This is a genomic window from Brevibacterium mcbrellneri ATCC 49030, assembly GCF_000178455.1.
Taxonomy (GTDB): Bacteria; Actinomycetota; Actinomycetes; order Actinomycetales; family Brevibacteriaceae; genus Brevibacterium; species Brevibacterium mcbrellneri.
The window spans coordinates 64,459-86,923 of sequence record NZ_ADNU01000007.1; the positions used below are offsets into that span (position 1 = coordinate 64,459).

General features: G+C 58.9%; 19 protein-coding genes and 1 riboswitch. Of the genes, 5 read left to right on the forward strand and 14 right to left on the reverse strand.

Annotated elements, in window-relative coordinates; translation table 11 throughout:
- Positions 1-128 precede the first annotated feature (128 nt).
- From gatB to HMPREF0183_RS00695, 5 genes are read right to left on the reverse strand one after another with little or no spacing between them, the layout of a single operon-like run.
- The gene (gene gatB / locus HMPREF0183_RS00675; protein ID WP_005881677.1) at positions 129-1,607 is read right to left on the reverse strand and encodes an Asp-tRNA(Asn)/Glu-tRNA(Gln) amidotransferase subunit GatB; all 1,479 of its coding nucleotides are present in this window, start codon (positions 1,605-1,607) and stop codon (positions 129-131) included.
- Positions 1,608-1,616: 9 nt separating this feature from the next.
- Positions 1,617-3,119 (reverse strand): Asp-tRNA(Asn)/Glu-tRNA(Gln) amidotransferase subunit GatA, encoded by a 1,503-nt coding sequence (gene gatA / locus HMPREF0183_RS00680; RefSeq protein ID WP_005881679.1) that lies wholly within the window; start codon positions 3,117-3,119, stop codon positions 1,617-1,619.
- Between the two features lie 3 nt (positions 3,120-3,122).
- Positions 3,123-3,428 (reverse strand): Asp-tRNA(Asn)/Glu-tRNA(Gln) amidotransferase subunit GatC, encoded by a 306-nt coding sequence (gene gatC / locus HMPREF0183_RS00685; protein ID WP_005881681.1) that lies wholly within the window; start codon positions 3,426-3,428, stop codon positions 3,123-3,125.
- A 47-nt stretch (positions 3,429-3,475) separates the two neighbouring features.
- Positions 3,476-4,318: a TatD family hydrolase gene (locus HMPREF0183_RS00690; protein ID WP_005881683.1), complete on the reverse strand. Its 843-nt coding sequence runs from the start codon at positions 4,316-4,318 to the stop codon at positions 3,476-3,478.
- Positions 4,315-5,094 carry a tRNA threonylcarbamoyladenosine dehydratase gene (locus HMPREF0183_RS00695; RefSeq protein WP_005881685.1) on the reverse strand — a complete coding sequence of 260 codons (780 nt, stop codon included), beginning with the start codon at positions 5,092-5,094 and terminating at the stop codon, positions 4,315-4,317. Before HMPREF0183_RS00695 ends, HMPREF0183_RS00690 begins: the two co-directional genes overlap by 4 nt.
- Before the next feature lie 108 nt (positions 5,095-5,202).
- On the opposite strand from HMPREF0183_RS00695, the gene HMPREF0183_RS00700 reads away from it, so the two are divergent.
- Positions 5,203-6,828, forward strand: coding sequence for a penicillin-binding protein 2 (locus HMPREF0183_RS00700; protein WP_005881687.1), 1,626 nt, complete (start codon positions 5,203-5,205; stop codon positions 6,826-6,828).
- A 4-nt stretch (positions 6,829-6,832) separates the two neighbouring features.
- On the opposite strand, the gene ligA is transcribed toward HMPREF0183_RS00700, so the two are convergent.
- From ligA to HMPREF0183_RS00720, 4 genes are read right to left on the reverse strand one after another with little or no spacing between them, the layout of a single operon-like run.
- The gene (ligA, locus tag HMPREF0183_RS00705; RefSeq protein ID WP_005881689.1) at positions 6,833-9,055 is read right to left on the reverse strand and encodes an NAD-dependent DNA ligase LigA; all 2,223 of its coding nucleotides are present in this window, start codon (positions 9,053-9,055) and stop codon (positions 6,833-6,835) included.
- Entirely contained in the window at positions 9,052-10,110 is a 1,059-nt protein-coding gene (locus HMPREF0183_RS00710) for a hypothetical protein (RefSeq protein WP_005881691.1), read from the reverse strand. Before HMPREF0183_RS00710 ends, ligA begins: the two co-directional genes overlap by 4 nt.
- A gap of 4 nt (positions 10,111-10,114) precedes the next feature.
- On the reverse strand, positions 10,115-11,278 hold the full coding sequence (gene mnmA / locus HMPREF0183_RS00715) for a tRNA 2-thiouridine(34) synthase MnmA (RefSeq protein WP_005881693.1): 1,164 nt from the start codon (positions 11,276-11,278) through the stop codon (positions 10,115-10,117).
- Complete coding sequence (locus HMPREF0183_RS00720) at positions 11,275-12,543, reverse strand: cysteine desulfurase family protein (RefSeq protein ID WP_005881695.1); 1,269 nt, start codon at positions 12,541-12,543, stop codon at positions 11,275-11,277. Before HMPREF0183_RS00720 ends, mnmA begins: the two co-directional genes overlap by 4 nt.
- A gap of 34 nt (positions 12,544-12,577) precedes the next feature.
- Here HMPREF0183_RS00720 and HMPREF0183_RS00725 point away from each other — a divergent pair, with 34 nt between their 5' ends.
- Positions 12,578-12,928 (forward strand): hypothetical protein, encoded by a 351-nt coding sequence (locus HMPREF0183_RS00725; RefSeq protein WP_005881697.1) that lies wholly within the window; start codon positions 12,578-12,580, stop codon positions 12,926-12,928.
- A gap of 11 nt (positions 12,929-12,939) precedes the next feature.
- Positions 12,940-13,401 carry a hypothetical protein gene (locus tag HMPREF0183_RS00730; RefSeq protein ID WP_005881699.1) on the forward strand — a complete coding sequence of 154 codons (462 nt, stop codon included), beginning with the start codon at positions 12,940-12,942 and terminating at the stop codon, positions 13,399-13,401.
- Positions 13,402-13,471: 70 nt separating this feature from the next.
- Here HMPREF0183_RS00730 and HMPREF0183_RS00735 read toward each other — a convergent pair whose 3' ends face one another.
- The 3 genes from HMPREF0183_RS00735 to HMPREF0183_RS00745 all read right to left on the reverse strand — a co-directional run bounded on the left by HMPREF0183_RS00735 (position 13,472) and on the right by HMPREF0183_RS00745 (position 17,963).
- Positions 13,472-15,205 carry a DUF8094 domain-containing protein gene (locus HMPREF0183_RS00735; RefSeq protein WP_005881701.1) on the reverse strand — a complete coding sequence of 578 codons (1,734 nt, stop codon included), beginning with the start codon at positions 15,203-15,205 and terminating at the stop codon, positions 13,472-13,474.
- Complete coding sequence (locus tag HMPREF0183_RS00740; protein WP_005881703.1) at positions 15,205-16,179, reverse strand: tetratricopeptide repeat protein; 975 nt, start codon at positions 16,177-16,179, stop codon at positions 15,205-15,207. Before HMPREF0183_RS00740 ends, HMPREF0183_RS00735 begins: the two co-directional genes overlap by 1 nt.
- A gap of 134 nt (positions 16,180-16,313) precedes the next feature.
- Positions 16,314-17,963 carry a DUF8094 domain-containing protein gene (locus HMPREF0183_RS00745; RefSeq protein ID WP_005881704.1) on the reverse strand — a complete coding sequence of 550 codons (1,650 nt, stop codon included), beginning with the start codon at positions 17,961-17,963 and terminating at the stop codon, positions 16,314-16,316.
- A gap of 131 nt (positions 17,964-18,094) precedes the next feature.
- On the opposite strand from HMPREF0183_RS00745, the gene orn reads away from it, so the two are divergent.
- Complete coding sequence (orn, locus tag HMPREF0183_RS00750) at positions 18,095-18,697, forward strand: oligoribonuclease (RefSeq protein ID WP_005881705.1); 603 nt, start codon at positions 18,095-18,097, stop codon at positions 18,695-18,697.
- Positions 18,698-18,810: 113 nt separating this feature from the next.
- Complete coding sequence (locus HMPREF0183_RS00755; RefSeq protein WP_005881706.1) at positions 18,811-20,574, forward strand: glycosyltransferase family 2 protein; 1,764 nt, start codon at positions 18,811-18,813, stop codon at positions 20,572-20,574.
- 78 nt (positions 20,575-20,652) lie between these two features.
- Here the strand turns inward: HMPREF0183_RS00755 and HMPREF0183_RS00760 are convergent, their stop codons facing one another.
- Both HMPREF0183_RS00760 and HMPREF0183_RS00765 read right to left on the reverse strand, forming a co-directional pair.
- Positions 20,653-21,432: a polysaccharide deacetylase family protein gene (locus HMPREF0183_RS00760; protein ID WP_156798019.1), complete on the reverse strand. Its 780-nt coding sequence runs from the start codon at positions 21,430-21,432 to the stop codon at positions 20,653-20,655.
- A 174-nt stretch (positions 21,433-21,606) separates the two neighbouring features.
- Complete coding sequence (locus HMPREF0183_RS00765) at positions 21,607-22,128, reverse strand: hypothetical protein (RefSeq protein ID WP_245527072.1); 522 nt, start codon at positions 22,126-22,128, stop codon at positions 21,607-21,609.
- A 43-nt stretch (positions 22,129-22,171) separates the two neighbouring features.
- Positions 22,172-22,284: riboswitch (SAM riboswitch) on the reverse strand.
- Between the last annotated feature and the right edge of the window lie 181 nt (positions 22,285-22,465).

A 22,465-nucleotide genomic window follows, 5' to 3' on the forward strand; every position in this document is an offset into this window, starting at 1 on the left:
TAACACGCCACATACAGAACAGTGCAAACAGTGGTCACGCGCGCCACTCAAGTGACGACTCTCGCCCCAGACACTCACCGTTCACTCAACGAAAAACGCCCCGCCACTGGGGCGGGGCGTAACGCTCGTCACTGAATCTTAGCCATGATCATTTCGCGCGCTTTACCTGCATCGGCTTGACCACGTGTGGCCTTCATGATGGGCCCCATGAGCGCACCAATCGCCTGCATCTTGCCACCCTTGATCTTCTCAACCACATCAGGGTTGTCAGCGATCGCCTGATCAACGGCAGCTTCCAACGCCCCGTCGTCCTCCACGATCTCCAGGCCACGTGCTTCCATCACAGCAGCCGGGTTTCCTTCACCGGCGATAACGCCTTCCAGCACTTTCCGTGCCAGCTTGTCATTGAGCTTGCCCTGCTTCACCAGGTCAGCGAGCTCAGCCACCTGTTCCGGTGTCACCAGTTCCGTAGCGTGGGCCTCACTAGCCTTCGCCTGGCGCGCAATCTCACCCATCCACCACTTACGGGCATTCCCTGGCGTAGCACCTGCTGCCACCGTGTCTTCAATCGCTTCAAGCAAACCAGCGTTGACAACGTCACGCATCTCCAGGTCACTGAATCCCCACTCACCAATGAGGCGACGGCGCTTAGCAGCCGGCAGTTCCGGCAACTCTTCACGCAACTGCTCAACCCACTCACGGGCAGGTGAAACCGGCACCAGATCAGGCTCAGGGAAGTAACGGTAGTCATCAGCGTCGGACTTCACACGACCAGACGACGTTTCACCCGTGTCTTCGTGGAAGTGCCGAGTCTCCTGCAACACCTTCTCCCCCGCCTCCAAAATGGTGGCCTGGCGTGCAATCTCAAACTTCACAGCCCGCTCAATCGACCTGAATGAGTTCACGTTCTTCGTCTCAGTCCGGGTACCCAGTGGCGCATCCGGACTTTCACGCAACGACACGTTAATATCGGCACGCACATTTCCCTGCTCCATGCGCGCTTCCGAAACACCCAAAGCCTTAAAAATATCCCGCAACGTGCGCACATACGCGGCTGCGACCTCGGGCGCCCGCTCCCCCGTACCCGTAATAGGCCGGGTGACAATCTCAACCAAGGGAACCCCGGCACGGTTGTAGTCCACCAGCGAGTAGTCCGCACCCTGGATGCGCCCCGAGGACCCACCCACGTGCGTGTTCTTCCCCGCGTCTTCTTCCATGTGCGCGCGCTCAATGTCAACGGTCACCAGCTGACCGTCTTCCAGCTCGACTTCCAACGCGCCGTCAAATGCGATCGGCTCGTCGTACTGCGAAGTCTGGAAGTTCTTCGCCAGGTCAGGGTAAAAATAGTTCTTGCGCGCAAACCGGCACGTTTCAGCGATCTGGCACCCCAGCGCCAGCCCGATCTTAATCGCGTATTCCACACCGGTTTCGTTCACCACCGGCAACGCGCCAGGCAAACCGAGCGACACCGGCGTGGTGTTCTCGTTGGGCCCGCCACCAAACGTGTTGGGGGCGGCGTCAAACATTTTTGTCACGGTTCCCAGTTCCACGTGGACTTCGATTCCAAGAACTGGGTCGTACTTCTTAATTGCGTCTTCGTACTTCAATTCGTGTCCTTAGAGCTGAGGAATCTGGTCCAGAATAGGGCCGCCGAGGTGTCCGTTGAGTTCCGCTTCGAACGCCCCTCCCACTGTGTAGAGGCGGGCGTCTTCACGGGCGGGTGCCAGTAGTTGCAGCCCGGTAGGTAGGCCGTCCGACAGACCTGAAGGCAGGCTCATGCCTGGGATTCCGGCGAGGTTTGCTGGGATGGTTGCGATGTCACCCATGTACAGGGCCATGGGGTCGGCGTCGTCTTCGACCCCAAACGGTAGGGCCGTGGTGGGTGAGGTGGGTGAAACGAGCACGTCGACCTTGTCGAAGGCTGCCGCGAAGTCGCGTTGCACCAGTGTGCGCACCTTCTGTGCCGAACCGTAGTACGCGTCGTAGTACCCGGCGGACAGCGCGTAGGTTCCCAAGAGGATACGACGCTTCACTTCCTTACCGAACCCGGCAGCACGTGTAGCCGCCATAACGGTTTCAGCGGTGACCGGACCTTCGGACGGTTCGACCCGCAGCCCGTAACGCATGCCGTCATAACGCGCCAAGTTCGAGGACACCTCGGACGGCATGATGAGGTAGTACGCCTCAACCGCGTACCCAATGGACGGGATGTCCACCTCAACGATTTCTGCCCCGGCCTTCTGTGCCAGTTCGAGCGCTTCGTTGAACCTCGCGATCACGCCGACGTCCCAACCTTCGCCCTGCAGCTGGCGGATAACGCCCAGCTTCTTGCCCTTGAGCCCTTCCTGGGCGCCTGCGTGAGCGGCGGCGGTGAAGTCAGGGACCTCGTCGGTGAGTGATGTGGAGTCGTGGCGGTCGTGCCCGGCCAAAATCTGGTGCAAGGCGGCAGCATCTTCGACCGTGCGAGCCAACGGCCCCACCTGGTCAAGTGAGCTGGCCATCGCGATGATTCCATAGCGGGACACCGATCCGTACGTGGGCTTGACTCCCACCAGGCCGTTGAACGCGGCCGGCTGGCGGATGGACCCACCCGTGTCGGTTCCTACTGACAGCGGGGCTTCAAATGCCGCGACCGAGGCGGCCGCACCACCCGAGGACCCGCCCGGTGAGCGTGTGGTGTCCCACGGGTTCGTGGTGTTGCCAAAAGCGGAGTGTTCCGTTGTGGCACCCATGGCGAATTCGTCGAGGTTGGTCTTACCCAACAGCGGAAGGCCAGCTTCCTGCACCTTCTGGTACACGGTGGCGTCGTAGGGCGGCACCCAGTTTTCGAGCATCTTCGACGCGGCGGTGGTGCGAATCCCTTGAGTTACCACCAGGTCTTTCAGCGCAATGGGCACACCGGCGTACGGGTGCAGGTCTTCGCCTGCTGCGCGCTTGCGGTCAACGTCGGCTGCCGTTGCCAAGGCCGCGTCAGCGGTGGTGGTGATGAACGCGTTGATGGTGGGTTCTACCGATTCGATACGGTCCAGGTGCGCGCGCGTGACTTCGGTGGAAGTGAAGTCGCCTGCGCGCAGGCTCTGGGCCAGTTCCGTCGCTGTCTTGCGGGTCAGGTCGGTCATTGTTTAATCCTCCCCCAAGATCTGCGGAACCAGGAATTTGTTGTCTTCTTCCGCTGGCGCACCAGACAGGGCCTGCTCTGCTGTGAGCTGGTCGGCCACAGTATCAGGGCGCATGACATTGGTGAGAGGAATGGGGTGACTGGTGGCGGGAATATCGTCTGTTGCCACTTCCGACACTTTTGCCACGCTTGAAAGGATCTGTCCCAAATCACTGGAAACTTGTTCGAGTTCTTCCTGGCTCATCGAGATGCGCGCCAGGTTCGCCAGGTGTTCCACCTGTTCGAGTGTGATCGCGGATTTCTCCGTCATCGTCACCCCTTCTGATATGTGCGTCAACTTCGTTGATCAGTGTAGTACTAACTGCCCGCGGGTCGCGCTCCGTACAGGTGTTGCGCTGTGTGCATGATGTGGGATGCGAGTTCGTCCGGGTCCTGGTGACGCAGGGCGGCCAGCGTGCTGACCGTTGCGTTCAGCGTTTCGATGAGTTCCCGTGCGTGGGACTTCCCGGGGTCGCCCCCGGCTTCTTTGCCCGCGGGCAAGTCGGTTTCTAACAGGAGTCTGTCTGCGGGAACTTGCGTGACGTAAGTGCGTCCGCGTTTGGTGGCGAGCATCGCCGGGTTAACGGAAATGTAGCAGCCTTGTTTGATGAGGCGGGTGAGTTCGTCGCTGGTGCCGCCAAAGCGATGGAAAATGGGCACCATGCCCGAGGTGTCCGTCGCCTCAAGCGCGTCGCACACCTGGCTCGCGCTGCGGACAGCGTGAATCGATAGGACATACGGGCCGTCCGCCCGCTGGGAGCTGACGATGTCCAAAATGCGGCGGAACACCTCGGCCTGGGTTTCAGCGGGCACCTGCTGGAGGCGGCGCGGAACATAATCCAGCCCCACTTCCCCCACAAACCGCGTCCGCGTGAGCGCCTGGGCAAAAAAGTCCAGTTCGCGCTGGTAATCCGGTCCGATATTCCACGGGTGAAAACCCACAGACAGCCGGGGGCTGGCGTGGCTACTGGGGCGCGGACCAGCTGAGCTACTGGTTCCGACTCTGCGTTTCTCTTCCGCCTCCAGCGCCACGAAGTCAGACGGGGTGAGCGTCTGCGCCACGATCTCCACGCCCGCCTGGGCGAGTTCTTCCAGGAACGCGGACCGTGACTGGGGCGGGAGGAAGTCGTAGTGGTAGTGGGTGTCGAGCAGGGTGGTCATGACTCCGTTGGCGGTTGGCTGTCATCTGCCGGTCCGCCGATGCGCGGTGCAAGCGGGGTTTCTTCAAAGCCCACCAGCCGGCGAATCACTTTCCCTGCCAGCATTTGCCCCATGATGGGTGGGAAGTAGCTCATGGTGCCCACGGTTTCGGCCTTGGTGCCGCTTCCTTTGTCTTCAATGTTGACGGGCACTTCGGACGAGTACAGAACTTCCAGCCCGCGAATCCGGCGACGAATACACACTTGGCGGATCACCTTTGCCAACGGGCAGTACTGGGTCTTGTTGACTTTTGCGAACTTCAAGTACGACGGGTCCAACTTGTTTCCACCGCCCATTGAGGACACCAGGTGGACACGGTTTTCAGCACACCACTGCGCAATTTCGATCTTCCCGGTGACATCGTCAATACAGTCGATCACGTAATCCGGGCGAGGCAACTCAGCAAAAACCTCACCCAGGTTTTCCCGGCTCAGGGACACGTTGCGGGCGTACGTGGTGCAGTCCGGGTTGATGTCGGCGACCATCGCCTCCATGACCTGAGCTTTGACCTTGCCTACCGTGGACACGAACGCCAGGGCCTGCCGGTTGATGTTGCTTTCCTCAATCACGTCACGGTCGATGAGGATCAGGGTTCCCACTCCGCCACGTGCTAAGGCCTCCGCGCAGCTGGACCCCACTCCCCCGAGTCCCGTCACCATCACTGTTGAGCCAGCGAGTTTTTCCAGGCCTTCATCGCCCAGGATGAGTTTGAGTCGCGCAAAGCGTTGGTGGGTCATGTGGTTGCTTCTACCCTTGTCGCTGGTCGGTTCTTCACAGGTCTGGCACAATGTGCGCCTCAACTAGGATAGTGCCCATGTACCGGGGCGAGAACACATGAGCACACGATGAACCGACGGCAGTTTCGTATTGCCTTAGCGCTTGGACTGTGTGTGGGAGTTGCTCTGGCGCTTGTGGTCCCCCTGTTTGTCAACACGCCCCGCGCCGCGGTCAACAATGCGATCGAGGACCTCATGTCGGGCACGGTCACACACGAATGGGCGAACCGTTCACCGGGTGATTCGCTCGAATCCGCGGGCCTGGTCGAAGGCCTGAACGTAACACCGCGCATCGAATTTGACTCCACCCGCCGCGATGGCGATGTGGCACACGCACAACTGTTGTGGACGTGGGATTTTGCCCAACCGGTCACACCGTGGAAGTACCACACGCGCATCACGGTGAAGCGTGTGGGGCTGAAGTGGAAGCCCGTAGCGGAAGATTCCCTGGTTGCCCCGGGTCTAAACCTGGGTGACCGGGTGCGCGTGCGGTCACTTGTCGCTGCTCGTGGTGCCATCCGAGGTGCGGGCGGGGTTGCGCTCATGCAGGAGACCCGCGTTGTCAATGTGGGGGTTGAGCCAAGGCGGGTCACCGACGTTACGAAACTTGCGGCAGAGCTGCGGTCGATTCTGGACCTTGAGTTGAAGGATCTCGAAAAACGGGTGGAGTCCGCGCCTGAGGATCAGTATCTGCATGTTTCGGCTCTCAGGCAGGAAGACTACAACCGCTTAGAAAAGACTCTCCGGCCCATTCCTGGTGTTGTGTTTAGGAAAGGACGCCAACCGATCACGGTCGAAGCAAACTTTGCCACAGAAACCTTGGGAACCGTGGGCCCGGCGACCGCGGAAGACATTGAGAAACTCAGCGGAACGCGTGAAGGCGATACCGTGGGGAAGTCCGGGATTCAAAGGGCGTACAACTCGAAGCTCGGTGGCACCCGCGGATTCGCGGTTGAACGGATTCCTGCCGACGCTGGGGAATTCGACCCTCCCCATGAACTTGCCACCATTCAGAGCGAACCCGGATCGGACGTTTCCACCACACTCGATGTGCGCACACAAAAGGTAGCGCAGGACGTGTTGAGCTCATCTGGCTCACCCGCTTCGCTCGTTGCGATCCGACCCAGCGACGGGCACGTGCTCGCGGTAGCCAACCATGACCCTGCCGGCGCTGTACCAAACCGTGCGCTCTACGGTCAGTATGCACCCGGGGCCACGTTCACATGTGTGACGGAGTACGCCCTGGCAAAGGACGGCGTGCTCGATTCGCACACGCTTGCTGACTCAGCCAAGGCGTTGGGATTTACGTCCTCATTACATGGTTTGGACGCGGCCAAAGGGAAGATTCCCCTCATCGATTCGCCCGCAGCGCGGCAGGAAGCGTCACGCGGTCAGGGTGAGGTGCTGGCCAGCCCGCTCAATACGGCCACTGTAGCCGCCTCTATCGCTGCCGGACACACGGTTTCACCCGTTCTGGTCACCGAGGACGCCCCGAACGAATCGGCCACTCCCTTGGACTCGCAGGCTGTGAAGGACGTGCGGAACACCATGCGCGAGGCGTTTACGGACGACACCGCGAGCCAGTGGTTCACGGGCTATGACGGCGATCTTGCGATATCGGTGTTCGTTGAAGATAGCAACGCCACGTCAGCCGTTACGATTGCAAAGGATTTCTTCGCCCAAGTGGCGAAGTGATGATCTACGCAGGCGCTTCTCCTGTGGCCAACAACTGCTGGAACTGTTCTTCGTTGAGCACGGGAACCCCCAAGTCTTGTGCCTTGGTGAGCTTGGACCCGGCGTTTTCACCTGCAACAACGTAGTCGGTTTTCTTGGACACGGAGCTCGATGCCTTTCCACCAGCCCCCACGATCGATTCCTTGATCCCGTCGCGCGTGAAGTTATCGAGTGAACCGGTCGCTACGATCGTGAGCCCTTCAAGCGTTTGCGGTTGTGTGGACTCTTCCGCAGGTTCGTCGGCCATGCGCACCCCGGCTTTGGCCCACGAGTCGACAATGTGCGCGTGCCACTCTTCTGCGAACCAATCGACCACACTCTGCGCGATCGTCTCACCCACACCTTCAACTTCCAGAAGGTCCTCAACAGTTGCGTTGCGCACCGCGTCCATGGAACGGAAATGCGCCGCAATGTCTCGCGCCGCCGTGGGCCCCACGTGCCTAATGGACAGCGCAACCAGCACCCTCCACAACGGCTGGCCTTTAGCCTTCTCAATTTCGTCAAGCATCGCCAGAGTGTTGGCCCGCGGCTGCGACGGCTTCTTCACCTGGCCCTTTTTCTCCCCGGACGCGTACAGCTCCTCCTTAGTGAAGAAGTACTTAACGCGCTCAATTTCGCCGGTGGGCACACCGTTCTTTTTCACTTCGCGCTCAATTTCAACCTCGCCGAGGTCGTCCACAGTGAGGTCGAAAAGCCCGGCTTCCGACTTCAGCGGGGGTTCTCCCAGCGGCTGGGTGAGTGCGAGCGAGGCTTCTTCACCCAGCAGCTCAATGTCCAGGGCTGCACGGGAGGCGAGATAGGCCAGTCGGTTGGCGACCTGTGCGGGGCACGTTTCCGAGTTTGGGCACCTAAGGTCCTTGTCGCCTTCTTTTTGCTCATACAGTTCCGCCCCACAGTCCGGGCAGTGCGTGGGCATGACGAAGGCGCGTTCAGATCCGTCGCGGTTGGCAGTCACCGGGCCTAACACCTCGGGAATAACGTCCCCGGCTTTCCGAATCACCACGTCATCACCGATCAGCACGCCTTTGCGCTTGACCTCGTGGGCGTTGTGCAAAGTGGCACGGGAAACCGTGGAGCCAGCAACCAGAACAGGTTCCATGACAGCGAACGGCGTGACGCGGCCGGTGCGGCCCACTTGAACTCGGATATCGAGCAGTTTGGTGGTGACTTCTTCCGGCGGGTACTTGTACGCGCACGCCCAACGCGGTGCCCGCGATGTGTAACCCAGTTCTTCCTGTAGCGCAATGTTGTCGACCTTGACGACGATCCCGTCGATTTCGTGCAGGAGTTCGTGGCGGCGTTCGCCAAACTCAGTGATGTAGGCGTGGACATCATCTTGGGTTGTGCAGACCCGGTAGTACGGGCTGATGGGCATGCCCCAGTCACGCAACAGGTCATACACCTGGGACTGCTGTGTGGGTTCTTGCGCACCCGCGTCGCCCGACTGCCACGCGGCGATCCCGTGGACCAGCATGTGCAGTGGCCGTTGGGCGGTGATGCTGGGGTCCTTTTGGCGCAGGGACCCAGCCGCGGCGTTACGGGGGTTGGCGAACGGTGGTTTGCCCTGTTCCACAAGGCTCGCGTTGAGGTCGGCGAACTTGTCGCTGGGGAAGAACACTTCACCGCGGATTTCCACGCGCGCTGGTGGGTTCGTGGCGTTGAGCGTGGTTGGAATGTCGTCAATGGTGCGCACGTTTGCGGTGATGTCTTCACCGGTGTACCCGTCGCCACGGGTGGCGGCACGCACCAACTGGCCGTTCTCGTACAGCAGATTGCACGCCAGACCGTCGATCTTCACTTCGCTTAAGAACGGGGTGCCTGCTGGAACGGACTTTGCGACACGCTCAAACCACTGGTCCAGTTCTTCAACACTGAAGACGTCTTCCAGGGAGTACATGCGTGCCACGTGTTGCACGGGCGCGAATGCTTCTGTGTCCGCGTAGCCGCCCACCTTTTGGGTGGGCGAGTCGTCCCGGGCGAGTTCAGGGTATGCGCTCTCTAAGTCCTCAAGGGCGTGAACCAGCTCGTCGAACTCTTTGTCGGAGATCTTGGGGGCGTCGTGGACGTAATAGGCTTCGCGGTGCTCTTCGATTTGGGCGGCAAGTTCCGCGGCCAACTTTTGGCGTTCAGCCGGTTCAAGCTCAGCTGGGTCTGCAGAAAGCACACGCGAAATGTCTGTCTGTGTCATTCGATCTCCTTGAGTGCCTCACTCAACCTGGCAGCGAGCGCATATCCACCTCGCGCGTTCGTATCCGTCAACTCCTGGGGAAGGAGTGGCGGAATGTCTGTGGGGAACCCGTAACCGGCCACAATCCCAAGCTTAGCCAAGGATGCACCACTCATTCCGGTTCGATGCCACGGTTCACGGATCGTGTCCACCCACCGGTTCACCCTGTCAGGCTTCTCCCCAGCCGAACAAGGGAGACTGAGCCACACCTCGGCGCCGGTATCTACCGCCTCGGCGAGGGTTTCCCACTTACGCGGATCCGTGCCCGGCAGCGGAACTACGACACCGCTTGCCCCGGCTTCACGTGCCAGCTGGAGGTGCGGGATCCGCTTTCCGGCGATCGTCACACTGCTCAGTGCCGGGAGTGCAAGGAGCGGGTCGGTGCCTGCGCGTTTGAGGAACGAGCCCAGCGCGGCGGTGACGAACTGGTCAGGCAATGCGGGTAGCGAGCGGTACCCGGAAACCGTGGGTACGGTGCCGGTGAGGATCCGGTCCAGCGCGCGTTCAACAACCATAATGCGCGGGGTTTGACCCAGCGCACGTTCCAGCGAGCTCATGTACTCGGCCAGGCCAAACGCATAGGACTGGATGACATCACGACGAGCGCCCGAATCGCCCAATACCCGGTTCCCGTCCGGTGTGGACAGGTTCCGCACCAGCGTCCACGGGCCGGGCACCGTGAACATCATGCGGCCGTCAAAACCCGCACCATACTCTTCAGCTGCTTCGATGGCGCGGGCGCGGCGAGAGCGAGCGCGAGACTCATCCCGGCCTGCTCCCTTGGCCAGTCGCCACCCGTACGAGGTGAGGTCTACCGGCAGGCCTTCGCATAGGGTCACTGCAAAACCCAGGAGGTCACACGCCCAGCGGGTTCCGCCCACTGCGGGGGTGCTTGGGTACGGAACCGGCGGGTATCCAGCAGCGAGTTCGCTGAAGGCTACCGAGGCGCCCTGTCGGGGATTCTCACCCGGCCACGCGCCCCAACCGGTCGCTAAAAGTTCAGTGTCATGAGGCACGCGGTTACGCCACCCGGTTTGCCCGGTCGATCGTGGCCTGTCCCAGCACGCGGGTGCCTTCGTAGATCACCATGGTCTGCCCGGGTGCCACCCCAGAAAGCGGTTCCTTCACCGCAACGTGGAGAGTCTGCCCCGCGGGCCGAGGTGTGGGCACGTTGTATTCGGATTCCGGCGCCTGCGTGACCACATCCCCCAGCCACACGCGGGCGGAAACGGGTTCAGCGTGGGCGCGGATCTGCACTTCGCAGTCCAGTGCGGTGTCTTCTGAGTCGCCCATGTTCTGCGCTGGCTGGCCGCACCACGTGGCGCGGATACCTTCGAGCCGATCAACTGACAAGGCTTCACGCCCACCCACCGTGACGGTGTTGTTTCTGGCGTCAATGTCAACCACATAGCGGGGCTTGCCATCAGCTGCCGGGCGTTCCAAAGCAAGGCCTTTGCGCTGGCCAATCGTGAACGTCATGGCGCCGTCATGCTCACCCAGAGCGTTGCCCTCTTGGTCCTTGATGAGGCCTGGGCGCATGGGGATCTTGTCAGCCAACCACGCTTTAGTGTCCCCGTCTGGGATGAAGCAAATGTCATACGAGTCGGGCTTGTTCGCCACGGGGAACCCGCGGTCGGCGGCTTCTGCACGCACATCGGCCTTGGAGGCAGATGCGCCAATCGGGAAGTAGCAATGGCGCAGCTGATCTTCCGTGAGCACACCCAGCACGTAGCTCTGGTCCTTGTTCATGTCCACGCCGCGGTGCAGTTCCGGGTGACCGTCCTGGTCGTACACGATTTCCGCGTAGTGGCCCGTTGCAACGGCGTCGAAGCCCAAGGCGAGTGCGCGGTCGAGTAGCGCTGCGAACTTGATCCGTTCATTGCAGCGCATGCACGGGTTAGGGGTGCGGCCCTGTGAGTACTCCGCAATGAAGTCATCGACAATGTCTTCTTTGAACCGTTCCGAGAAATCCCACACATAAAACGGGATGCCCAACATCCCCGCAACGCGGTGAGCGTCACGGGAGTCCTCAATCGTGCAACACCCTCGGGAACCTGTGCGCATGGTGCCAGGCATTCTGGACAGCGCCAGGTGCACGCCCACCACCTCGTGGCCGGCGTCGACCGCACGGGCAGCAGCCACGGCGGAGTCAACCCCACCTGACATGGCAGCCAAAATCTTCACGAAGTTTCAGTCCCTTCTGTGTCTGTGTGTGCGCTGGAGGCTGCGCTGGAACCCTCGCCCGCGCTCATCCACGCCGGTGTCGCGGACACCATACCGGCCTTGCGGGCGTTCTCAACGACCTGGGGCAGTACCTTCAACAGCGCGTCAATATGTTCTTCTGTGGTCCCCGGCCCCAGGGTGAACCGCTGGGACGACCGCGCGTTATCTTCGCTACGCCCCAAAGCTAACAACACGTGACTGGGCCGATTTACTCCCGCCGAACACGCCGAACCTGTAGCCGTGTCGAATCCCGCCATGTCCAAGCCGAACAACAACGTGTCGCCCTCGCAGCCGGGGAACACAAAGTGGGCGTTGCCGGGGAGGCGGCCGTCACCTCGGGGGCCGGTCAGCTGAGCATCCGGGATCCGTTCCTCAATTCCTGCGATCAAGCGGTCACGCAGGCGGGCGATGCGCACCTTTTCATCGCGATCCTCCGTAGCCAGGCGGGCGGCCGTGGCGAACGCAACAGCACCGGGGACATCCAGAGTCCCAGACCGCACGGACCGTTCCTGCCCACCCCCGTGAAGCACGGGCACCGCGTTGACGCCACGCTTGAGGATCAGCGCGCCAATGCCCACGGGACCGCCCAGCTTGTGCGCGGTCACGGTCATCGCGTCCACGCCCGCTTCGCTGAAGTTCAGGTCCACGTTGCCCAGCGCCTGCACGGCGTCAGTGTGCATGAGCGCGCCGTGAGCGTGGGCCAGTTTGGTGATTTCTGGGACCGGCTGGAGCACACCGATTTCGTTATTTGCCCACATCACCGACACCACCGCGGTGCGCGGGCCGTGGGTTTCCAGCAGTTCACGGGCCGCATCTACCCGCACCACGCCCTGCTCATCAACCGGCAAGGTGACGATGGTGGCGCCTTGGGTTTCGAGCCATTCCGCAGTTTCCAAAATGGCCGAATGTTCAATCGCTGACACCATGACCACGGGCCGTTCGTGTGGGGCGCCGGTGGTGAGGTGTGCCTTGTTGGCCTGCCAGAACAGCCCCTTGAGTGCCAGGTTGTCGGCTTCCGTACCGCCCGAGGTGAACACCACTTCCGCTGACTGCGCGCCCACACACTGCGCGAGTTGTTCGCGGGCAGCTTCAAGGCGCATCCGGGCCAACTGACCGGATGCGTGGAGGGCCGACGGGTTGCCGACCTGCTGAAGTTCTTCAACGTATGCGTCCAAAACCTGCGGTTGAATAGGGCAGGTGGCCGCGTAATCCAAATAGATGCGCATGAGACTTCCAGTGTAGGTGCTCTAAAATGGTTCGGTGCTCTTCATCTATACAGTTTTCCAGTATGCCGTATGCGCGGTGATCTTCGTGTGGTCATTAGTGACCGCGCTGCGTAACCGTCATGCCTCTCCCCCGCTGGTGCTGACCACCGCGGGACTGTTGCTGTTGTTGATTGTGCAACTCATCATGGGTGTCGTCATGTGGTCCACCCAAACAGGCACCGACCCCATCCTGTTCTTCGGCTACGTGCTCACCGCGATCGCCGTTGTTCTTGCCTCCGGTTACTGGGCGTTTGCCGAACTGTCTAAGTGGGGGCCTATGGTCTTAGTAGTTTCTTCATTTACCGCTTTCATCATGGTTTTTAGGATGGATCAGATTTGGCAATAAGGAAGAACCGCATGGGTGGCGGCGCGGGTGCTGGCGCCAAGGACAGCAGTGCCAAGGCAGCGCAGAACCCGTATTCGGCCATGCACTCTGGGCCGGGGCGAGTACTCACCGCCGTCTACGGGATTTTCGCCCTGTCTGCCACCGCGCGGGCCGGTTACCAGTTTTACCGAGATTTTGAACACGCTCCACTTGCCTACTCACTCAGTTTGTTTGCCGCTGTTGTGTATGTTGTGGCCACAGTGTGCCTGGTCATTGGCAATAGGGTGACTCACCACATCGCCGTCGTGGCGGTATCGGTTGAGCTAGTGGGCGTTTTGTCCGTGGGCTTGCTGACGGTGCTGGATCCTGAACTTTTCCCGGCTGCAACCGTGTGGTCCACGTTTGGGATCGGCTACGGGTTCGTGCCGCTGGTGTTGCCGTTTGTGGGACTCTTCTGGTTACTCCGGGTGGGACGCCGGGCGCGCGCTGCGTAGGCGCACGAGGCGTGAGGCATGGCCGCCAAGCCCGCACCACCTCGGCACTGGCCCCGCGGCCCGCTAGCCCCTAGTTCTTCTCAGTACGTGACTCCAGCATGAACCAGCCGGTTCCCACTGCTTTCACGCCGTCACTTTCATGCATCATGAACGGCACCGATGTCTCAATAATGACTCGGCTGCCTTTTTCTTCGCTTGTCTTCACAGCTTCGACCGCTTTGGGGAGCGTCACGGCGTATTCGGCCGGCACCTCAAGCGTGAGCGTACAACGGATTTCCCCAAACCCTATGGACCCGTCCGTGGTTGCCAGGGTGTATGCCGAAAGGTCCACGTCTTCATACGGTTTGCACTCGGTGGAGACTTTGTCGAACGCGTTGTCGCCTTCCGAGTAGCTGTCCACGTAATCCCGGAAGTCTGAAAACGCCTTGCCTTCCGTGCTGATATTGGCGCCGTCCAGGTGCTCCTTTTTGCCGTCACTTAAGTATTTGGCGACCACGTCCGAGGTGTCCCCCAGCTTCGTAGCGAACCCACCTGGGGCGCGTTCAGCAGACCCGCCTTCATCTACTTCAAATCCCGGAACTTGGTCATCGGGCACAAAGAGCGCTTGAGTGACCGTCCATTCTTCTGTTGCTGATTCCCGGGTAACAAGGAGCGCTTGAGAGCCGGCGTCTTTCTTATCAACGGCCCCAAAAGCCACAAACCACATGGGGTACTTTTCGAAGTTTGGGCTGGCTACCAAAACAGATGAGAACCGTGGAGACGACAGTTTGCCGTCAGTCTTTTCAGCAATCGCAACTTCAGCACGCGTGCGCTGCAAAAGCGGCCCGGTCTGGATCTGATCGAGCTTCTTGTGATCACCCTTAAGCGCCTCATCTAACTGGTCCGAATAGTCTTTCAGGAACTTAGACGCTTCGCCCTGCCTGATACCTGGGCGCGTGTACTTCTCGATCTCAGGCTGCTTGGGCTGAGCAACCGGCAACCCGCACCCACTGAGCGTCACTGCCGTCACAACGGCGAAGGCGCTCACACCTCGGGCGCGGCGGTTTATCGCAACAGAGCGAACCTTTTGGGCGAGGCCAGCTTGGAAGGTGGTGCGGGCGCTCTTTTCAACGCTGTCTCCCTTTGGAAGAGCCGTTTGAGGGTCCGCGTCCTTGTCAGCGACCTCGGCCTCACCTTTCACGTTCGCCTTTCTTTTCACGCGCGGCTGGTCGTTCCTCCACCACATGAAGAGCGCGAACGCCCCAGCAAACGCGATGATGCTCAGCGCAATCCCCATCAGGCAAAACGCTAAAACGCCCTTCATTTCTACAGAAATGTGAATGGTGGTGCCGTTGAGGTTTGGGTTCTCGCCAGTGGGCGCGATAACGACTGTTTGCGGATCGCCGTCCACATCGAAGGACCGTGACACATGTGTGCCCTCCGTTGTGTCGATCCACCAGTCACGGCTCTGCGCGGTCTTGGCAGGCGTCTCCTCACCCGCCACAGAACGGGTAGTGATATCCCGGGGGAACTTCACTTCCGTGATTTCTTCGTGCTTCACACCCGTAAGAAAACTCGACGAGTCCACCCCGTTGGCCACTCCCAGCATGATGGGCTTCTCAGAATCCGCGCTGATCGTGGCAGTCGTCTTGGTAAACGGAATGCTCTGTTGGTCAAACACCACCGCGTACGTTCCGTCGCCCACTTTGTGGGGTTTGGTCTGTGTGACATCGTCAAACCCCACAACGGACAGAGCCGAAATGGCCAAGATCAGACTGAGCACGCCTACAAGCGCACTCAGACCAGATAGAACCAGACGAATCATTAGAACAGGGCGCGCATCAACTTGCCACGGGCTTGTGTCACGCGTGGGTCAGCCGGGCCAACAGCTTCGAACAGTTCCAGGATGCGTTTGCGCACGCGCTCTTTGTCATCGCCAGTGACTTTGCTCAAGGTGGTGATGAGGCGCGCGAAAGCATCGTCGACGTGACCACCGCTGATGTCGAGGTCCGCGCACTCAAGGGCGGCGTCAACATCGCTGGGGTCTTGGGCGGCACGGGCGCGAACCTCGGCGAGGTCCTTTCCACGTGTGCGACGCAACAGTTCAACACGTGCTAAACCGCTCTTAGCGTCTTCATCGCCAGGTGTTTCGTTAAGGGCGTCCTGGTACACCTGAGCGGCCCGGTCTAGGTCACCTGCTTCCAGTGCTTCAATGGCTTCTGGGTACTTGGGGCCAGCGGGTTGCTGAGGCGCGTCGCCGGTGATTGCGCGCTTGTTGACACCGGCCTGTGCGGCCGCGGTAAGCAACTGGTCAAACACTTGTTTGATCTGTGGTTCGGGCGTTGCACCTTGGAACAGTGGCACGGGCTGGCCCTTGACCAGTGCTACAACCGTGGGGATCGACTGGACGCCAAAGGCCTGCTGAATGCGCGGGTTCGTGTCGACGTCGATCTTGGCTAGTACCAGCCGACCGTCGTAGTCGCGGGTGACTTTTTCGATCACGGGTGACAGCTGCTTACATGGCCCACACCATTCAGCCCACAGGTCAATGACAACCGGAACCTGAGTCGACAGCTGGACAACCGCTTCGAACGACTGCTCGTCAACGTCGAACACCAGTGCCGGAACATTCACCCCGTTGGGGTCCTGCTGCTGGACATGTGGCTGAGCGACTGACTGTTGCTGGGCTGACTGCGCGCTTGCTCCAGCGCCCGGCGCGGGGGTACGAACTGCCGACAGGTCGAGCCCCTGTGGTTGTGCTTGTTGTTGCCGTGGGTCAAATACGCCTTCGTTGCTCACTTTGTGACCTTTCCCTGTGAACGTTCAGTTTATCGGTTGATCGAGGGCCACTACGCCTACGGTCCTGCACGCCTTTTCACGCCCGCGCTCACACGTGCGGTAGCCGGCAAAGACCGCGTCAGCGTTACTCTTCGTTACCGTCCGCCGTCGTTTCCATCTCCGATCTTGGCGCCCGAGAGCACCGAAGTCAGCCCAATCAAACGAGCCTTTCCTTCACCCTTAGGCACAATGAACACGTATACCTGACGGTATTCGGTGGTGAGGTCCTTGTCCGTTTCTTTCTTCCCAACGATTTCACTCTGTGGCTTGTCAATCGTCAGCTGACCCGTACGGCCGTCAACCTTTTCCGGCGAGTACGTGACTTTCTGGACAGCCGAAGCCACTACCATTGCCGAACCATCTGCCACCTGCTGCGCAACCAGTTCGTCACCTCGGGCGTAATCAAACGTCACTTTTGCGTTTCCGTCCTTGAGCGCCTCAGCTGCCTTGCGCTGTCCGTCAGCGGTCTGCTTGCGGAACGGGTCGTCTTCAAAGTTCTTGGCGTTCTTTGCTTTGCCACCGTTCTTCAGGATGTCGATGTAGGTGTTCACGGCATCGGAAGGCGTCATGGCTAGGCCATCAGCGTCTGGAGGCAACAGTTCCGAACCCTGACGTGAGTCGTTTACGGAAGGGAATTCGCTTCCACCCAACATGACGGCCTGGGCCCATACTTTGTAATTGTCCCGAGGTGATTCCTGGCTGAGTATCAACACCTGGGTTTGTTTGGTTTTTTCGTCGTAGGTAACCGCGGACGTGACGCGCGGCCACGTGTCCGTCGCCGAGGTGAAGTTCACCTTGACGCTCTGTGTCGCCAGGGCGGGAGGAAGTTTGAAGCCTTTGTCTTTTTTCTTGATGCCGTAGGCGACTTTGCGCTGCTCAAGGAAGGGGCCCGTTGCACGCTCTTCTAGAGCCTTAGTGTCTGTCTTGTCGTCTGCACCTGAAACAGTGGATGAGATGCGTTCCAAAATTGAGTTCAACTGGTCATCGGTGACGACCCCGCCGGGGCTTTCTGGGGCTTCATCGGGTTGAGGTTCTGGAAGTTCGGGGCTTGCGCACCCTGCGAGCGCTAGACCGGGGACAATGACGAACGCCGTTCCCATCTGGGCGAGCTTGCGGCGACGCTCAGCGCGCTTGTTGCGACGTTCTTGCTCACGGCGAGCGTTCCGACGGGCAAGGAAAGCGAGAACAATACCCAGGATGATGAGAATCACGCCGATCACCATGAGTGGGATTGCCCATGGGGTTGAAGCAGAGTTAGGCCACGAGATAGAAACCTTGCCATCAATCTGCGCTTTGCCGTCTGAGCTGACAACGAACGCCGTGCGTCCAGGGTCTTCTTCCCAATGCATGTTGAGTTCAGACTCGCCTGATTCCACCGAGGTGAAAAGGTCAGCATCCTTTACGGAAGGAGTTTCTTCGTCACCGTCAACTTTTTCAGTACGGAGCTCAGTTTCGCTTTTCACACCAGTAACCTTGGTGTGAGCTGCCGAATCAACCCACGCGTCAACGTTTTCCTTGCTGGCGCGAGCAACTGAGATGGGGCCATCGTGTTCCACCTTGAGATCAGCGACGCCTTCGTACAGGTTTAACACTCCAGGTTCAATAACAACCACAGAGCCTGGATCTGCCAGATCAGCATGGGCAACAATCTGTTCACTGGGAGCCCAGATAGTCTTTTGGGCAACACCAATGAAACCAGCCACGAGACCCATGACGATCAGGACGCCAGCCAAGGCATAACGCACATTTTCCCCTAACGACGGCAACAAAGATCGACCACTATTCTATAGAAGCCTCAAAAGCGCAACTCTGAGCACCGCTTAAGAAATTGGGCACTACTTAAGAAACTGGCAGTCCCTGTCAGTACAATCTAACCGTGGCTATAGACAAAATTGTATGGATCGACTGCGAAATGACTGGCCTCGAACTCGAGGTCGACGAACTCATTGAAGTCGCTGCAATAGTAACGGACTTCGACCTCAACCCCGTCGACGAAGGCGTTGACGTGATCATCAAACCATCGCAGCGTGCCCGCGAAAACATGAACGATTTCGTCACCAACATGCACACCACCTCGGGCCTCATTGACAAACTTGACGCAGGAATGAGCGTCGATGAAGCGGCCACCATTGTGCTGGACTACATCAAAAAGCACGTGCCCGAGGCCGGAAAGGCGCCGCTGGGTGGCAACTCGGTGGGCACTGATAAGACGTTCCTCCAAAAGCAGATGCCACAGGTTGTGGATCACTTGCACTACCGCATCATTGACGTGTCCACAGTTAAAGAACTTGCAAAGCGGTGGCTACCTAAGGCTTACTTCCATGCGCCGGAAAAAACTGGTGGGCACCGCGCGCTGGGTGACATCCTCGACTCCATCAAGGAGCTGAAGTACTACCGCAACGTGGCATTCGTGGATGACGTCACTTCTGAGGTTGCGATCGAAGCCTCACGCGCGGTTGCGGACTCAAAACAGATTTGACGTGACGAGTATCACCACGCATCTTCACCTCATTTACAGCTCATCTGCCATAAACACTCAGCGTGCTTCTTATAATGAGAAGTTGCCCTGTTGTACTTAAGTAAGGTGATCACGTGGACAACGAAATCCCATTGGGAAAACGTAGACCGCTTTACCGCTTCTTCGAACTCCTCCCAGCTCTGATGAGCTACGGCGCGTTGATACTGCTTATTGTGCTGTCAGCAATTTCACCAATTGCGGGTTCCGTTTACGTCCTGGCTGTTGTGGGATTCATGTTCATCCGTGGTGTGCGCGGTGCGTTCGACTTGGTCCGCGGGTACAACAGGTACAAGCGTTCGGCCCGTGTCGACTGGGGGTCGCGATTGACCGACATTGGGCTCACGCTTGACGGCAAGCGTGTGCCGCCTAGCCCCCCTGGGTCGTTTAACGTACACCGTCACCGGGAGTTGCTCGATCTCATCAAGAGCAATCCAGAAGACTACATTCACCCCAACGACATTGTGCACGCGGTCATCATCGCGGCGTACAACGAGTCGTATGAGGTCATTGCGCCCACCGTGCGTGGTTTGCAGTACACCACAACACCAGGAGAACAGCTGGCGATCTTCTTCGCATATGAAGAACGAGGTGGTGAAGAGATCGAGCGGACCGTCAACCGTTTGAAAAACGAGTACGGGCACAAGTTCCGGGAGTTCGAACTGATCAAGCACCCACGTGACCTCCCCGATGAGATCGCCGGTAAAGGTGCGAACATCACATACGCGGGCTACCGAGTACAGGAATGGGCAGACGAAAACGGAATCGACTACTCAAACGTTGTCGTCACTACCCTGGACTGTGACAACAAGCCGTACGAAAGCTACTTCGACTACGTTTCATACGAGTACATCGCTGACCCAGAGCGTAAGCGTCGGTCTTACCAGCCCATCGCCTTGTACTTGAGCAACATTTGGGACGCCCCGGCGATTACGCGTGTGATTGCGTCAGCGAACTGCTTCTTTAACCTGACAACTACCGTGCGGCCCTTTGCGTTGCGCAACTTCGCGTCACACTCGCAGTCATTGGACGCATTGGTGGAGATGGACTTTTGGTCCAAGCGCACGATCGTTGAAGACGGTCACCAGTATTGGCGCTCGTATTTCCACTTTGGTGGGGACTACAAGGTCACCGCGATTCACGTGCCTATCTTCCAGGACGCTGTTTTGGCAGGGACGCTCAAACAGTCAATCGTGGCGCAGTTCAAACAGCTTGCACGCTGGTCCTATGGCGCGTCAGACGTCCCGTATGCGGCTCAGGGAATAGCCGATAAGAAGGCGCCGTTCTGGCCTGCGGCCGTGCGGTTCTTCATGTTGCTAGAAGGCCACGTCACGCTGGCTTGTGTGTCTATCATCATTGCGTTTGGTGGTTGGGTGCCCGTTATTGCGCTTCTGCAAAGCGGTGGCTCAAAGACGTCATTTGTTGCCAACATGCCGTTTGTTGTGGGTGTGATCCAGCAGGTTGCAATGATTTCGTTGCTAGTTTCGATGCTGGTGTTCTTGTCGATCTTGACGCCGCGACCGGTACGTTATGGGCGCATGAGGTCATTCATGATGATTGGCCAGTGGTTCCTTTACCCGTTCACCATCATGACGTTTAACGCCTCGACTGCGCTGTACTCACAGGGTCGTTTGTTGTTTGGTAAGTACCGCGAGAAGTTCGATGTGACTGAGAAGTCGATTGTTGCCGATGCGGACTCTGACTTCGCTACCGCACAGATGACATCGGCCGGTGTGCACCGGCGCGCGTCCCTTTTGGCGCGCAACGAACACGAATCTGGGAGGGGCTCTGTGGCTGAACAGGGAGCTACGCAGGGTTCAGAACACTCTGACAAGCGGTAGTCTTTCGAAGAAACGGCGCAAAGTGAGCGAAACTACGCGTTATAACGCGTAGTTTCGCTCACTTTGCGCCGTTTGGGCTTACTTCTTTTTCTTTTGGGCGAGCAGCTCCGACACAGTTACAAATTCGTACCCTTGTGAGCGCAGCTCTCTCACAATGTGGGGAATCGCGCTACGTATGTTTTCTCTCCCGTACCACGGGTGCAAGATCATAATGTCGCCAGGTTTCGCGTGCTTGATGGCGTAGTTGACGATCTCGTTCGTGGGTTGTGTCTTTTTACGCGTGAAGTCTTCCGGGTGATTACTCCACATCACTGTTGTTCGTTCGTGGGCATGCAAATACATAGGGAGGATTGCGCCCTTTTTACCGTACGGCGGGCGGAAGTGCACAGGACCGTAGTAGCCCGCTTTACGAATCAGGGTGTCTGAGGCAGAGAGTTCCTTGGCCACCGTAGTGTACGAAACACCAAGCATGGGCCGGTGATTGAATGTGTGGTTCCCTAACTCATGACCATGGCTTACCAGTGTGCGCCCGTATTCCGGGTACTTCTCCATGGCCGAGCCAATGACAAAGAATGTGGCGCGAATATCAAGCTCGTCGAGCATTGAAACGATTTGGTCTGTGTGCTCATCTGGACCGTCATCAAAAGTGAGCGCGATGAGTTTCTTCTCCGTATCCACATGATTCACGAGCCCACCGAAAAGCTGGTACGTGCGCGACGTAGAAATCTTTTCCATGGCCACCGGAACTGAAATCGCCAAAAGAGACAACACAGCAGCGAGGGCCATGACGCGCTTAGCCAGAGCACGCGAGCGCACCCCAAAGTGGGGGTGGTAGATCAGACGAAACAATCGGCTCACGCAATTAGCCTAACGGCATGAGATGCAGTGTAAAGACGAGGGGGGGGTACTTCTGGCGCAAAGTGAGCGAAACTGCACAATATAATGCGCCGTCTTGCTCGCTTTGCGTTGCCTTGCACTGACGGCAGCAATCACTGTGGGCCCGCTCGGCCCGGCGAGACACTCCCTGTGAGGTCAATCCGAAACGATGCGCATCCGCTCCCCAGAATAACTGACCACCATGCCCATCGGGGACAGTTTTTCCCCGTGGAGCATGTGGCTGAGCGCCCGGATGGGCGGTTGTGCTTGTTCCAGTCGTTCGAGCCAGGGTTTCCACGCTTCAGCCTCAAGGCGGAACGCTGGGAAGGGATCCTGGTACCACTGCTTAAAAAGATGGCCATGTGCTTCTTGATCCAGTTCGCCTTTCTTTCGTGCACCTGACAACAGTTCAGCGAGCAAGAAGTAGCGGATCGGGGTGAACCCGGCGCTATGCAGTTCTTGGGCCGTCTCTTTCCACACTTGAGGCGCGCGGGTTCCGCCATTGATGATGCCATCTGAGATCAGAGTCATGATGGTCGCTCCTGGGAACCAGGGGCAATAGTCGAGCATGTAGCGCGACCACAGTGGGCGATCGTTTTCAGGGACGACGCCCCACCCGTCTGAAGAGTTGCGGTGATGAGATCCGTTGGCACCGACGCCATTACGGTGATTAGACATGGGAATGTTCCTTACCAGATCCCAGCGTGCGCACACGCGGGTATCCATCGACTTGCACGAACGGTTGTTCATGCCGGTTCTTCCCCTGGGGCACCCCGCTCGGTGAAGAGGGTTGCCGTGCAGCCAGCCAGGTACCGAAAGCTACAACTCTTGAACCTGCAAAAGAATGTACCCCAGCTCAGGGGCCATTCGGGTAGAGCCAGTCACAAACTGTCACAGGCACTTAAGCGGTGTCTGACTCACGCGCGCAGAAACCACTTGCCCAACACCCCAAAACACAAAAAATCTCGGGACATCGAGTGAACGATATCCCGAGACTTCACAACGCGGTAGCGGT

Bases quoted from the DNA above. Each gene is read 5' to 3' on its own strand.
- HMPREF0183_RS00730 (WP_005881699.1), top strand. From the start codon at position 12,940: ATGGGTGGCGGCGCGGGTGCTGGCGCCAAGGACAGCAGTGCCAAGGCA.
- HMPREF0183_RS00720 (WP_005881695.1), bottom strand. From the start codon at position 12,543: ATGCGCATCTATTTGGATTACGCGGCCACCTGCCCTATTCAACCGCAG.
- HMPREF0183_RS00695 (WP_005881685.1), bottom strand. From the start codon at position 5,094: ATGACCCACCAACGCTTTGCGCGACTCAAACTCATCCTGGGCGATGAA.
- HMPREF0183_RS00700 (WP_005881687.1), top strand. From the start codon at position 5,203: ATGAACCGACGGCAGTTTCGTATTGCCTTAGCGCTTGGACTGTGTGTG.
- HMPREF0183_RS00690 (WP_005881683.1), bottom strand. From the start codon at position 4,318: ATGACCACCCTGCTCGACACCCACTACCACTACGACTTCCTCCCGCCC.
- gatC (WP_005881681.1), bottom strand. From the start codon at position 3,428: ATGACGGAGAAATCCGCGATCACACTCGAACAGGTGGAACACCTGGCG.
- gatA (WP_005881679.1), bottom strand. From the start codon at position 3,119: ATGACCGACCTGACCCGCAAGACAGCGACGGAACTGGCCCAGAGCCTG.
- ligA (WP_005881689.1), bottom strand. From the start codon at position 9,055: ATGACACAGACAGACATTTCGCGTGTGCTTTCTGCAGACCCAGCTGAG.
- HMPREF0183_RS00765 (WP_245527072.1), bottom strand. From the start codon at position 22,128: ATGTCTAATCACCGTAATGGCGTCGGTGCCAACGGATCTCATCACCGC.
- HMPREF0183_RS00735 (WP_005881701.1), bottom strand. From the start codon at position 15,205: ATGATTCGTCTGGTTCTATCTGGTCTGAGTGCGCTTGTAGGCGTGCTC.